The sequence below is a fragment of the Marinobacter sp. genome (assembly GCF_044799475.1).
GTDB lineage: Bacteria > Pseudomonadota > Gammaproteobacteria > Pseudomonadales > Oleiphilaceae > Marinobacter.
Map to the genome: position 1 here is coordinate 2,593,882 of NZ_CP085217.1, position 12,568 is coordinate 2,606,449.

General features: G+C 58.3%; 14 protein-coding genes and 2 tRNA genes. All 16 read left to right on the forward strand.

The genetic code is table 11. The features are described 5' to 3' along the window. Nucleotides 1-159 precede the first annotated feature (159 nt). The 16 genes from LG327_RS12030 to nadA all read left to right on the forward strand — a co-directional run bounded on the left by LG327_RS12030 (nucleotide 160) and on the right by nadA (nucleotide 12,553). Nucleotides 160-420 (forward strand): FmdB family zinc ribbon protein, encoded by a 261-nt coding sequence (locus LG327_RS12030; protein ID WP_404362102.1) that lies wholly within the window; start codon nucleotides 160-162, stop codon nucleotides 418-420. Nucleotides 421-458: 38 nt separating this feature from the next. After that, nucleotides 459-2,291 (forward strand): aspartate--tRNA ligase, encoded by a 1,833-nt coding sequence (gene aspS / locus LG327_RS12035; RefSeq protein WP_404362104.1) that lies wholly within the window; start codon nucleotides 459-461, stop codon nucleotides 2,289-2,291. A 63-nt stretch (nucleotides 2,292-2,354) separates the two neighbouring features. Then, complete coding sequence (locus LG327_RS12040; protein WP_404362106.1) at nucleotides 2,355-3,104, forward strand: YebC/PmpR family DNA-binding transcriptional regulator; 750 nt, start codon at nucleotides 2,355-2,357, stop codon at nucleotides 3,102-3,104. 38 nt (nucleotides 3,105-3,142) lie between these two features. Beyond that, nucleotides 3,143-3,664, forward strand: a complete 522-nt coding sequence (gene ruvC, locus LG327_RS12045; protein ID WP_404362108.1) for a crossover junction endodeoxyribonuclease RuvC — start codon at nucleotides 3,143-3,145, stop codon at nucleotides 3,662-3,664. A 57-nt stretch (nucleotides 3,665-3,721) separates the two neighbouring features. Next, nucleotides 3,722-4,342 carry a Holliday junction branch migration protein RuvA gene (gene ruvA, locus LG327_RS12050; protein WP_404362110.1) on the forward strand — a complete coding sequence of 207 codons (621 nt, stop codon included), beginning with the start codon at nucleotides 3,722-3,724 and terminating at the stop codon, nucleotides 4,340-4,342. Between the two features lie 135 nt (nucleotides 4,343-4,477). Next, entirely contained in the window at nucleotides 4,478-5,518 is a 1,041-nt protein-coding gene (gene ruvB / locus LG327_RS12055) for a Holliday junction branch migration DNA helicase RuvB (protein WP_404362112.1), read from the forward strand. Continuing rightward, entirely contained in the window at nucleotides 5,511-5,954 is a 444-nt protein-coding gene (gene ybgC / locus LG327_RS12060; protein ID WP_404362114.1) for a tol-pal system-associated acyl-CoA thioesterase, read from the forward strand. Before ruvB ends, ybgC begins: the two co-directional genes overlap by 8 nt. Before the next feature lie 14 nt (nucleotides 5,955-5,968). Further along, entirely contained in the window at nucleotides 5,969-6,661 is a 693-nt protein-coding gene (tolQ, locus tag LG327_RS12065; protein WP_404362116.1) for a protein TolQ, read from the forward strand. Nucleotides 6,662-6,696: 35 nt separating this feature from the next. After that, nucleotides 6,697-7,140, forward strand: a complete 444-nt coding sequence (tolR, locus tag LG327_RS12070; RefSeq protein WP_404362117.1) for a protein TolR — start codon at nucleotides 6,697-6,699, stop codon at nucleotides 7,138-7,140. Between the two features lie 12 nt (nucleotides 7,141-7,152). Continuing rightward, entirely contained in the window at nucleotides 7,153-8,208 is a 1,056-nt protein-coding gene (tolA, locus tag LG327_RS12075; RefSeq protein ID WP_404362119.1) for a cell envelope integrity protein TolA, read from the forward strand. Between the two features lie 26 nt (nucleotides 8,209-8,234). After that, nucleotides 8,235-9,557: a Tol-Pal system beta propeller repeat protein TolB gene (gene tolB / locus LG327_RS12080; protein ID WP_404362121.1), complete on the forward strand. Its 1,323-nt coding sequence runs from the start codon at nucleotides 8,235-8,237 to the stop codon at nucleotides 9,555-9,557. Nucleotides 9,558-9,605: 48 nt separating this feature from the next. After that, a complete protein-coding gene (pal, locus tag LG327_RS12085; RefSeq protein ID WP_404362123.1) occupies nucleotides 9,606-10,181 on the forward strand; it encodes a peptidoglycan-associated lipoprotein Pal in 576 nt (191 codons plus the stop codon). A 31-nt stretch (nucleotides 10,182-10,212) separates the two neighbouring features. Continuing rightward, nucleotides 10,213-10,941: a tol-pal system protein YbgF gene (gene ybgF, locus LG327_RS12090; protein WP_404362125.1), complete on the forward strand. Its 729-nt coding sequence runs from the start codon at nucleotides 10,213-10,215 to the stop codon at nucleotides 10,939-10,941. A gap of 83 nt (nucleotides 10,942-11,024) precedes the next feature. Further along, nucleotides 11,025-11,100 (forward strand) — tRNA-Lys (locus LG327_RS12095). 69 nt (nucleotides 11,101-11,169) lie between these two features. After that, a tRNA-Lys gene (locus LG327_RS12100) sits at nucleotides 11,170-11,245 on the forward strand. A gap of 246 nt (nucleotides 11,246-11,491) precedes the next feature. Then, nucleotides 11,492-12,553: a quinolinate synthase NadA gene (nadA, locus tag LG327_RS12105; protein WP_404362126.1), complete on the forward strand. Its 1,062-nt coding sequence runs from the start codon at nucleotides 11,492-11,494 to the stop codon at nucleotides 12,551-12,553. Nucleotides 12,554-12,568 lie beyond the last annotated feature (15 nt).

Here is a 12,568-nt window from a genome sequence, read left to right on the forward strand (position 1 = left end):
GTGCGCTTTTGAAGGGTCCGCCAGAACCTGAACGTCTGCGTCCAGATAGCCCCGCCTGCCCTCACGGCCTGGTCGGGGTACACGGCGGTATCCGATGACATGAGCAGGGCTCGTTTCCGCAAGGGACACTGGTGTTGGTTATTTTATGGGGTATTGAGAATGCCGATTTACGAATATGTTTGTGACGCCTGTGGTTTTGAGAAAGATGTCATCCAGAAGATGAGTGATGCGCCGCTGAAGGCGTGTCCATCCTGTGAAGCGGAAGCCTTCAGGAAACGCATCTCTGCGGCCGGCTTCCGGCTATCAGGCACAGGCTGGTATGAAACCGACTTCAAGACCGGCACCAAAAAGAACCTGGTCGAAAAGGGCGAGTCGTCAAAACCCTCAGAGTCAAAGCCCTCAGAGTCAGCGGCGAGCTGATTACACACAACACGCACACAGATACAACAGGAATGGGTATGCGCAGTCATTATTGCGGTGGAATTAACGAATCTCACATCGACCAGGACGTAACGCTCTGTGGCTGGGTGCATCGCCGCCGTGACCACGGCGGTGTTATCTTCCTCGACCTGCGCGACCGGGACGGGATCTCCCAGGTAGTGTTTGATCCGGACAGCCACGAGAGCTTCGAGCTGGCAGAGAAAGTCCGCGGTGAATTCGTTATCCAGGTGACCGGTCGCGTCCGTCGTCGCCCGGCAGGCACTGAAAATGCCAACATGGCCACCGGTCAGGTTGAGGTGCTGGGCAAGGCGCTGAACATCCTGAATGCAGCTGCCACCCCCCCGTTCCAGCTTGACGAGCACATCGACGTGGGCGAGGACGTCCGCCTCAAATACCGCTTCATTGACCTGCGTCGCCCGGAGATGCTCAACCGCCTGAGGTTCCGCTCACGGGTTACCAGCTATATCCGCAACTTCCTGGACCGCAACGAGTTCATGGATGTGGAAACACCCATCCTGACACGTGCCACGCCGGAAGGCGCCAGGGATTACCTGGTTCCAAGTCGCACCCAGGAAGGCTCTTTCTTCGCCTTGCCCCAGTCGCCCCAGCTGTTCAAACAGTTGCTGATGGTGTCCGGAGTCGACCGCTACTACCAGATTGCCAAGTGTTTCCGGGACGAAGACCTCAGGGCCGACCGTCAGCCAGAGTTCACCCAGATCGACATCGAGGCATCCTTTGTCGATGAAGCCTTCCTGATGGACAAGACCGAGTCCATGATCCGGGAGCTCTTCCAGGATGTACTGAAAGTGGCGCTTCCCGAATTTCCCCGGATGCCATACTCCGAAGCCATGAAGCGCTATGGCAGCGACAAGCCGGATCTCCGTATTCCGCTGGAGCTGATAGATGTGGCGGATCTGGTTGAGGCGGTGGACTTCAAGGTGTTTGCCGGCCCTGCAAAGGATCCGAAGGGCCGCGTCGCTGCGCTGCGTGTGCCCGGTGGCAATCAGCTCACCCGCAAGCAGATTGACGACTATACAAAATACGTGGGCATTTACGGCGCCCGCGGCCTTGCTTACATCAAGGTCAACGAACTGGCTAAAGGTGCCGAAGGCCTTCAGTCACCGATCGTCAAGTTCCTGGGCGATGAAGTCGCCCTGGCGGTACTGGAGCGGGTTGGTGCGGAAGACGGCGACCTGGTGTTCTTCGGTGCCGACAAGGCCAGTGTGGTCAATGAAGCCCTTGGCGCTTTACGTATCAGGCTGGGACATGATCTGAATATGCTGACCACGGAATGGGCCCCGCTGTGGGTGGTCGATTTCCCGATGTTTGAAGAAGTTGGCGACGGCAGCCTGCATGCCATTCACCACCCGTTTACCGCTCCTTCCTGCACGCCCGAGGAACTGGTGGCGTCACCGGAAACAGCGCTTTCCCGTGCCTATGACATGGTTCTGAACGGCACCGAACTCGGCGGCGGGTCCATTCGTATTCATGATGAAAGCATGCAACAGACGGTTTTCCGGGTTCTGGGCATCGACGAGGCAGAAGCGCGCGCCAAGTTCGGCTTCCTGCTGGATGCCCTCAAGTATGGCTGTCCTCCCCATGGAGGCCTGGCCTTTGGCCTGGACCGCCTGATCATGCTCATGACCGGGGCTACGTCGATTCGTGACGTTATCGCCTTCCCGAAAACCCAGAGCGCTACCTGTCTGATGACACAGGCGCCGGGCACTGTCGACGAAAAGCAGCTCCGCGAACTGCACATCAAGCTTCGCCGGCAGCCCAGCGAAAGAGCTGGCGGCAATATCACGGCGGAAGAGGACCTGATGAAGGTGGACGAAATCGGAAAATCCTGAACGATTCCGCCAGATTACTGTCGAACTGCCGTTAATTAAACAGAATGGGGGTATGCACAGATTATGGCGGGTCACAGCAAATGGGCCAACATCAAGCATCGCAAAGCGGCCCAGGACGCCAGGAAAGGCAAAATCTTCACCAGGATGATCCGGGAACTGACGGTTGCCGCGCGTCAGGGTGGCAGCAACCCGGCGGACAACCCCAGGCTCCGTGCCGTCATGGACAAGGCTTTCACGGCCAACATGAAGAAAGACACCATCGAGCGAGCCATTGAACGGGGCGCCGGTGGCGGTGATGACACAAACTATGAAGAGCTCACCTATGAGGGCTATGGTCCCGGTGGTGTAGCAATTCTGGTGGAGGTGATGACCGACAACAGGAACCGCACCGTCGCCGATGTGCGTCACGCCTTCAACAGGCAGGGTGGCAACCTTGGCACCGACGGCTCGGTGGCCTGGCTTTTCAGCAAACAGGGCATCATCTCCTACAGTCCTGATGTCGGGGAAGAAGCGCTGCTGGAGGCGACCCTTGAATCCGGCGCTGAAGACATAACCCAGCAGGACGACGGCTCCTGGGAGATAGTCACCACCCCCGAGCAGTTTCTCGATGTCAGAGACTCCCTGGTGGCGGCTGGCCTGGCTCCGGATAACGCCGAGGTAACAATGGTTCCGTCCACCACGGCTGAGGTTGAAGGCGAGATGGCGGAAGCAGTACTCAGGCTGCTGGACATGCTGGAAGACCTGGACGATGTCCAGAATGTCTATTCCAATGCGGAGATTGGCGAAGACGTGATGGCGGCTCACAGCGGCTGACTCCGGGCTGGAAACTTTCCTCATAGAAAGGAGCAAGGGTGGCGATCATACTGGGTGTGGACCCTGGCTCACGTATTACCGGTTACGGCATCATCCGTTCGGAAGGGCGCAATACCGAGTATCTGGACAGCGGTTGCATCCGCGTTGGTGAGAAGCCCATGGCCGAGCGCCTGCAGACCATTTTCCACAGTCTCGCCACCCTGATCGGTGAATTCCGCCCGGACGAATTTGCCATTGAGCAGGTATTCATGGCGCGCAATCCGGATTCCGCTCTCAAGCTGGGCCAGGCCCGCGGAGCTGCCATTGTCAGTGCCGCCAACAGCGGCCTTGCAGTGCACGAATATTCCGCGCGGCAGGTCAAACAGGCGGTGGTGGGCAGCGGGGGCGCCGACAAGGCCCAGGTGCAGCACATGGTCCAGACCATTCTCGGCCTGTCCCGGAAGCCCCAGGCAGACGCTGCAGATGCCCTGGCCATTGCCCTGTGTCATGCCCACATGAGCCAGAGCGTGGCAAGAATATCAGCTGGCGGCCGGGTCCGTGGCGGTCGAATCCGGCCCTGACCGGGCTTTTCTGGTGAAATCCCGAAATACTGATTACTTTGCCTGGAGGAAGATGTCTTGATTGGTCGCATCCGCGGTACCCTGGCTGAAAAATCCCCAGGCCAGGTTCTTGTCGAGGCGGGGGGGCTGGGCTACGAAGTCGATATCCCCTACACCACATTCTTTCATCTTCCCGAGGTCGGGCAGGAACTGATTCTTCATACCCACTTTTCGGTCCGCGAAGACGCCCAGAGCCTGTTTGGTTTTGCCGCCAGACTGGACCGGGATCTGTTCCGCCTGTTGATCAAGGTCAATGGGGTCGGCCCCAGGTTGGGCCTCGGCATTCTCTCGGGGCTTGATGCCCAGCAGTTTATCCGCTGCGTGGAAAACCGGGACGCCGCCGCTCTGGTGAAGCTGCCAGGGGTCGGCAAAAAAACCGCCGAGCGATTGATGATTGAAATGACAGACCGGATAGGGCAGCTTGAAGGACAGTTTATGCCCGAGGCAGCCAGCGGTGCGGCCGTCGCTTCCACAGCACCGACCACGCACCGTCCGTCGGATGAGGCAGAAGCGGCACTGATTGCTCTGGGGTACAGACCCCAGGAAGCCGCCCGCGCCATCAGCCGGGTGGCGGAAGAGGGCATGAGCGCGGAAGACCTGATCCGGCTCGCATTGAAGAAGATGATACCTGCCAGCTGATCATGGCCCTGGTATAAAAAACTGGAGGTCAACCTGTCGGGAGCGTAACGTGACAGTCAATATGCGCCTTGTACAATGTTTCACGTTTTGATCCCCGGGAAGATTTAATGCCGTACGCCTGCAATGAGCACTTTAATGATTGAATCGGACCGCCTCATTTCGGCCCAGACCGGACAGTATGAAGAAGTGCAGGACCGGGCCATCCGGCCCAATGTACTGAGTGAGTATGTCGGCCAGCCTGCGGTGCGGGAGCAGATGGATATCTTCATCTCTGCAGCCCGTGGCCGGCAGGAAGCCCTGGATCACGTGCTGATATTCGGCCCGCCCGGACTTGGCAAGACCACCCTGGCCAATATCATTGCCAATGAAATGGGCGTGGCCATCAAGACCACCTCCGGCCCGGTTCTGGAAAAAGCCGGTGACCTGGCGGCCATGCTGACCAATCTTGAATCCGGCGACGTGCTGTTCATCGACGAGATTCATCGGCTCAGCGCCGCGGTGGAGGAAATACTCTACCCGGCCATGGAAGACTACCAACTCGACATTATGATTGGGGAAGGCCCTGCAGCCCGGTCAATAAAACTCGATCTCCCTCCTTTTACGCTGGTGGGGGCCACCACTCGAGCTGGACTTCTGACATCGCCGTTGCGGGACCGTTTCGGCATAGTCCAGCGCCTGGAGTTCTACAATACCGCGGACCTGACTCATATCATCCGGCGTTCTGCCAGCCTGTCCGGTGTGTCCATCGAGGAAGCCGGAGCCCATGAAATAGCCTGTCGTTCCCGGGGCACCCCCCGTATTGCCAACCGTCTCCTGCGCCGGGTTCGGGATTTCGCCGAAGTCAGGGCCGATGGCATCATCACCGCAGGCATTGCTGACCAGGCTCTGAACATGCTCAAGGTCGACAGCCGCGGCTTTGATCACATGGATCGCCGCCTGCTGCTGGCGATGATCGAGAAGTTCGATGGCGGTCCAGTGGGTGTGGAAAGTCTTGCCGCAGCCATCAGCGAAGAACGGGGCACCATCGAGGATGTGATCGAGCCATTCCTCATCCAGCAGGGCTATATGCTGCGCACCCCCAGAGGACGCATGGTGACATCCCATGCCTATCTGCATTTTGGTATTGCAGCCGCAGCGGAGGAGCCGAAGGGCGCCCAGGAGGATCTGCTTGGCTGAGGCATCCCAGACTGGCGGGCAGTTTGAGCTGCCAATCCGGGTTTACATCGAGGACACCGATGCCGGTGGCATTATCTTTCATGCCAAATACCTTCATTATATGGAGCGGGCCCGGACCGAGTGGGTGCGAAGCCGGGGCGTCGAGCTTCGTGCAGGGCTGGCAGAAAATATCAGTTACGTGGTCCAGAGCCTGTCCATCAGTTATTGCCGGCCGGGTCGGCTGGATGATCTGCTTCAGGTAAGTGCTGATCTGGTCCAGTGCGGCCGGGTCTGGATGGAGTTTGAGCAAAAGGTGGTGCGGGTATCGGATAACGCGCTATTGGCCGCGGCCAGGATCAGGGTAGCCTGCATAGCGCTGGACACGGGGCGTCCCAGACGGCTGCCCGCCAGCATAAGCGCTTTGATGGCGGCAGCTAGCAACAATCAACCAGAATAAGCCAGGAGTTAAAGGTGGATTCAGAACTTTCAGTTTGGTCTTTAATACTTGACGCAGGCCTGCTGGTCCAGCTTGTCATGCTGGTGCTGGCGCTCGCGTCGGTGGTGTCCTGGGCGCTGATTTTCCAGCGTTACCAGGTTCTCCGAAAGGCCAGACAGGCTCAGTTGGCTTTTGAGGAACGATTCTGGTCCGGAATGGACCTCGGCCAGCTGTATCATGACGTCACCGCCAATCCCACGCCTTTTTCGGGCCTGGAATCGGTGTTCCGCTCGGGCTTTCGTGAATTTTCCCGCCTCCGTCAGCAGAGCCGCGATGCGGAAGCGGTCATGGATGGCGCCCAGCGGGCCATGCGGGTGGCCTTTTCCCGGGAGCAGGAACGCCTGGAGGCTCATTTGCCCTTTCTGGCAACCGTCGGCTCAACCAGCCCCTATGTCGGCCTGTTCGGGACTGTGTGGGGCATCATGAATTCGTTCCGGGGTCTGGCGCAGACCCAGCAGGCGACGCTGGCAACCGTTGCCCCCGGGATTTCGGAGGCCCTGATTGCCACGGCCATGGGCCTGTTTGCCGCCATCCCCGCGGTTATTGCCTATAACCGGTTTTCAAGCACCTCGGATAGCCTGCTGAAAAACTATGAGACCTTCGCTGAAGAATTCTCAAGCATTCTGCACCGGCGCGTGCACAGCAGTGAGAAGACCAGCTCTGTCTGAACGGACAGTGGATACTGAGCGAGTGGGAGACTGAAATGAAAGGTATGGGAATGATGCCCCACGCGCGGCGCAAGCCGATGTCGGAAATCAACGTGGTGCCATACATAGACGTCATGCTGGTGTTGCTGGTGATCTTCATGGTGACTGCGCCCATGTTGACCCAGGGTGTGAAGGTGGATCTTCCCAATACCAGTGCGGATGCAATTCAGCCCGAAAAAAATGTGGAATCCATTATCGTTTCGGTGGACGCCAACGGCGCCTATTTTCTGGAAGTGGGTGGCAAAGGTGGCGACCCCATGGCTCTGGCTGATATCCGGGAGCAGGTAAGCAAAATCCTGGCTGGCCGGCAGGATGGCGAAGTTCTGGTTCGCGGCGATGAGTATGTGGATTACGGTACGGTTGTGCGGCTGATGTCGACACTCCAGGGAGCAGGGGCGTCCCGCGTCGGTCTTATTACCGAAGACAACCAGGTTGAGTAAGGCTGACAGTACGTGAGTGATCAATCCCGCGAGATTATCAGCACAGGGACGCCGCCCTGGAAATCGCCGGTCATCCTCTCGGTGGTTCTTCACGGGCTGATTATAGTGGTAGGCCTCACGAGCCTCAGCCTGAGGTCCCCCGAGCCTGAACCAGCGCCCCGCAGCATCTCTGCGCGACTGATCAGTGAGGAGCCTCCACAGCCCGAGCCGGCACCGCCTCAGGTAGACGAGGCAGAAGAAAAAAAGAAACAGGAAGAAGCTCAGCGCAGAGCGCAAAAAGAAAAAGAGGAAAAAGAGAAAGCCCGACAGGCTGCTGTAAAAAAAGAGCAGCAACGCCAGGAAGAAGAAAAGCGCAGGCAGGCCGAGAAACAGCAGGCAGCCGAGGCAGCGAAGGCCGAAAAGGAGCGCGAGCGCAAGGCGCAGGAAGCCGCGCAGCGCAAAGCCGAGGAGGCCAGGGAAAAAGCTGAGGCCGAAGCCAAAGCGCAGGCCCAACGCAAGGCTGAAGAGGAGCGCAAACGCCAGGAAGCCGAGCGCCAGGCGGCGGAAGAGGCCCAGCGTCGAAAGGAGGAAGCGGCCAGGCAGGAGCAGGAGAGGCTTGAGCGCGAGCGCCAGGAACAGGCAAAACGCGAAGCTGAGCAAAAACGCCGCGAGGCCGAGCGGCGACTCAAGGAGCAGCAGCTGGAATCCCTGGCCCAGAATGCCCGGGAAAAGCAGGCAGCGGAAGAGCGCCGCCGGCAGGAACAGGCGGCAGCCCAGGCCCGTCAGTCTGAGATGCTGTCAGAAAGTGAGCGTTACCAGGCCCTGATTCGTGACCGGCTTTCCCGGGCCTGGTATCCGCCGCCCTCGGCGACCGAGCAGATGACGGCGACGCTTCAGATTACACTGCTGCCCACCGGTGAGCTGGCATCAGTGCAGCTTGTGAGCGGCAGTGGCAGCACGGCCTTTGATAATTCGGCACTGAGCGCCGTAAAAAGCCTCAGTCGTTTTCCGGTACCGGAAAGCCGGGACACATTTGAACGCTACTTCCGGCAGTTCACGATTGAGTTCAACCCGGAAAAGATGAAATAGCGACAGCGAGCAGCATAATGCGGGATATGAGCGAAACTTTGACAGACAGAAAATGGTGGAACGGTCGGCGCCTGCTGGCAGTCCTTCTTCTGACAGCGTGTATTGCAGTGCCAGCCCAGGCCGAGCTGCTGATCCGCATCACCGAAGGTGCGGAGTCGGCCATACCCATGGCCGTAGTGCCCTTTGCCGAGACAGGGAATCTACCGGCGGACGCAGACGTCAGCCAGGTTGTCCGGGACGACCTGTCCATGAGTGGCGAATTCAGGACCCTGGAACCCTCCCGTATGCTCAGCCTTCCATCCCGGGGCGAAGGAGTGCATTACCGCGACTGGAACATGCTGGGGCAGCGCTATCTGCTGGTCGGAGAGACGGTGCGGGAAGGGGATCGGGTGAATGTCCGTTATGAGCTTTTTGATGTTAACCGCCAGCAGCGGATGCTGGGGGAAACCGCTTCCTCATCGCTGACAGGCCTTCGTCAGTTGGCACACTACATCAGTGACAAGGTGTATGAGGCCATCACTGGCGTCCCCGGGGCCTTTTCCACCCAGCTTGCCTATATCACCCTGCAGATGAAGGACGACAGGCGTCTGTACAGGCTTCAGATCAGTGATGTGGACGGCAAGCGGGCCTCAGTGAGGCTGGAAAGCAACGAGCCCATCCTTTCACCCACCTGGTCGCCGGACGGAAAGAGCCTGGGTTATGTATCATTTGAAAGCGGCCGGCCGGCCATATACACCCATGAGCTGAAGACGGGAGACCGGACCCGGCTGGCATCTTTTCCGGGTCTGAATTCGGCACCGGACTGGTCACCGGATGGACGTTCGCTTCTGCTGACCCTGTCGAAAGATGGCAACGCCGAGATCTATCGCATGGACATAGCCACCCGGGCCGTGAAACGCCTTACCAATCACTGGTCCATAGATACCGAGCCCGAGTGGCACCCTGAAGGCAAGGGTTTTCTCTTCACCTCGGACCGCTCCGGTGGGCCCCAGGTTTACTATCAGCCGTCGGATTCCGCTGACCCCCGTCGCCTGACTTTTAGCGGTCGTTACAATGCCAGGCCAAGATTCGGGCCGGATGGGAAGTTCATCTATTATGTGCACCAGCGGGAAGGAGCATTCCACATTGCGAAGATGAATTTTGAGTCGGGCCAGGAGACTGTGCTTACCCGCTCAAAAATGGATGAGTCGCCCAGCGTTTCGCCCAACGGCCAGATGCTGATCTATTCAACCCAGCAGGGCGGTGAGAGCGTATTGGCGGTGGTTTCCACCGACGGTGGCGCCAACTACACCCTGCCAGCGACAGAGGGCGATGTCCGCGATCCCGCGTGGTCGCCGATCGTACGCTGATTATTTCGTAAACTGAGTAACATAACCCACTGATAAGGAAGATGTACGATGGTTTTCATGCAGAAAAAGGCGTTTGCCCTTGTGTTGGTTCTTGGTCTGGTTGCCGGTTGCAGTTCCACTGGCGATACCATGGACGACGAGGCCTACGGCGCAGGCGGTACTGCAACCGGTGAGCAGGATGGCACCACGGTTTACGGCGGCGAAGACGGCGATGGCGTATCCGCCCGGGGCCTGACTGAGGCAGAGCAGCGCGAACTCCGCGAACAGGACCAGCAGCAGGAACAGGAAACCCTGCGCAGAATCACCACCTTCTACTTTGATTTTGATACAGCTGAAATCAAATCCGAATCACGTGATGTGCTGGCGGCTCACGCCCGTTACCTCGCCAATAATCCTTCCCAGGAAGTGCGTCTGGAAGGCCACGCCGACGAGAGAGGAACCAAGGAATACAACCTGGCCCTGGGTGAGCGCCGTGCCAACGCAGTCGCGCGCTTCCTCGTAGTCAACGGTGCTTCCCGCGACCAGATCGAAACAGTAAGCTATGGCGAGGAAAAGCCGGCAGTCATGGGTTCAGGCGAAAGCGTCTGGTCCCAGAACCGTCGCGTTGAGATGATCTACCAGTAACACCGGGTCACTACCAACAACAGGAACGCCCATGAGAAAAATCCTCATGGCGGCAGTCGCACTATCGCTTGTCGGCAGTGCGCTGGCGCAACAGGGGGCTCCGGCCTCGCAGAACAGGGCTGGCAACAGCCAGGGCAATTCCGAGCTGTTTTTCATGATCGAACAGCTGCAGGCCGAAGTTCGCCGCATGCAGGGCGAGCTTGAAGAGCAGCGTCATCAACTCAATCGGCTTGCCGAGCAGTCGCGGGAGCGTTACATCGACCTTGACCAGCGTCTGCTGGGTGTTCTGAAAAAGGTTGAGTCGCAACCCGCTCCAGCGCAAGCCGGGCCCGGCGCTGAGAAGTCCGTTGGGAATGATGTTCCCGCCAAAGAGTACCGGCAGCCAACGGAAGAAGAGCGTCAGGCCTACCAGAGGATCCAGAAGCTGATTCACGAAGAAAAGAAGTACGATGCCGCAATCGATGCGATTTACGACTTCATTTCGAGTTATCCTGAGGGTGATCTGACCGTCAATGCCTACTACTGGCTGGGTGAAGTTTACCTGGTCAAGCCGCAGCTGGAACAGGCAAAACAGGCATTTACGATTGTTGCGACACGTTATGAGGACCACCGGAAGGCCGCTGACGCAGCTTACAAGCTGGGCGTGACTCTTGACCGGCTTGGCGACAAAGACAAAGCCAGGCAGCAGATGCAGTCAGTTATGGATGAATATCCGGGAACCAAAGCCGCGGAGCTTGCCAGAGTGTATCTGGCGCAGTGATACATGGCAGCAGGGCGCAGGACAAATAATCCGGCAAAAGGGTTGAACGGCGCCCAAAAATCCGTATTATGTGCGCCTCGTTTGGGTCGTTAGCTCAGTTGGTAGAGCAGTTGGCTTTTAACCAATTGGTCGATGGTTCGAATCCATCACGACCCACCAAATTACCAGATGTCTCCAGGGCGAATCAGTCTGTTAACCCCGGAGCAGCCTTGAACGGCAACCGTTTAAGGGTCGTTAGCTCAGTTGGTAGAGCAGTTGGCTTTTAACCAATTGGTCGATGGTTCGAATCCATCACGACCCACCAAAAAAGTGAAGACCGTCTGCCAGACTCCGTCCCGGCGCCGGCTTCACGGAAAAGAGCCTTCGGGCTCTTTTTTTTTGCCTGATCAGCACTACATAGAAGCATGTTGTACGTAGTAACGGCAGAGTGTTACAACATCATGTAACGGATACTGTCGTGAATATAATTTACGTGCCGGCCAGCTTCGCTGAATGAACAGTTCATGTACACGAGGCGACAGATCCCGGCACTGGAGTGAGACCAGACTGAATGACCCGAGCAGAAGATCGTATCCTGGTGCAGGAACATCTTGCCCACGCAGCAGAACCCAGGCAGCTTGGCGCTGAAGAGCGTCAGCGTCTGGAAGACCGGATCCGTCAGGCTCTGAGGGAGCGGGATGCCGTGCTGGTGGCCCATTACTACACGGATCCGGATATTCAGCGGCTGGCTGAGGAAACCGGCGGTTGTGTCGCCGACTCCCTGGAAATGGCCCGCTTCGGTAACCAGCATTCTGCGTCCACTGTGGTGGTGGCTGGCGTCAAGTTCATGGGGGAGACTGCGAAGATCCTCAATCCGGAGAAACGGGTACTCATGCCCACGCTGGAGGCCACCTGCTCTCTCGATATCGGCTGCCCTGCTGACGAGTTCGCTGCCTTCTGTGACCAGCACCCGGACCGGACAGTCGTGGTCTATGCCAATACGTCGGCTGCGGTCAAGGCAAGGGCAGACTGGGTGGTCACCTCAAGCTGCGCGCCAGCCATCGTGGAGGCGCTGGATGCCCGGGGCGAAAAAATCCTCTGGGCGCCGGACAAGCACCTCGGCAGTTACATCCAGAAGGCCACTGGCGCTGACATGCTGCTCTGGGAAGGCTCCTGCATTGTGCATGAAGAGTTCAAGGCCCGAGGTCTGGAAGATCTCAAGGCCCTTTATCCGGACGCCGCCATTCTTGTGCATCCGGAATCACCTGCGAATGTGGTCGAGCTGGCCGATGTAGCAGGTTCAACTTCCCAGCTGATCAATGCAGTTCAGACCATGCCGAACGAGCAGTTCATCGTGGCGACGGACAATGGCATTTTTTACAAGATGCAGCAGCTGGCTCCCAACAAAACCCTGATAGAGGCCCCAACAGCGGGCAGCGGTGCTACCTGCCGCAGCTGTGCCCACTGCCCCTGGATGGCGATGAACGGGCTGGAAAACCTGCTTCAGGTTCTGGAGACGGGGAACCAGGAGATCACCATTGATCCGGCTTTGCGAGAGCGGGCCCTGAAGCCTTTGCGCCGTATGCTCGACTTTACTGCAGACATGAACCTGAAAGCGGCCGGTAACGCCTGACAGGGCGCTTTTCGG

Coding starts and splice junctions, on each gene's coding strand:
- aspS (WP_404362104.1), top strand. CDS start 459: ATGCGCAGTCATTATTGCGGTGGAATTAACGAATCTCACATCGACCAG.
- ybgF (WP_404362125.1), top strand. CDS start 10,213: ATGAGAAAAATCCTCATGGCGGCAGTCGCACTATCGCTTGTCGGCAGT.
- LG327_RS12040 (WP_404362106.1), top strand. CDS start 2,355: ATGGCGGGTCACAGCAAATGGGCCAACATCAAGCATCGCAAAGCGGCC.
- tolB (WP_404362121.1), top strand. CDS start 8,235: ATGAGCGAAACTTTGACAGACAGAAAATGGTGGAACGGTCGGCGCCTG.
- ruvB (WP_404362112.1), top strand. CDS start 4,478: ATGATTGAATCGGACCGCCTCATTTCGGCCCAGACCGGACAGTATGAA.
- LG327_RS12030 (WP_404362102.1), top strand. CDS start 160: ATGCCGATTTACGAATATGTTTGTGACGCCTGTGGTTTTGAGAAAGAT.
- tolR (WP_404362117.1), top strand. CDS start 6,697: ATGAAAGGTATGGGAATGATGCCCCACGCGCGGCGCAAGCCGATGTCG.
- nadA (WP_404362126.1), top strand. CDS start 11,492: ATGACCCGAGCAGAAGATCGTATCCTGGTGCAGGAACATCTTGCCCAC.
- pal (WP_404362123.1), top strand. CDS start 9,606: ATGGTTTTCATGCAGAAAAAGGCGTTTGCCCTTGTGTTGGTTCTTGGT.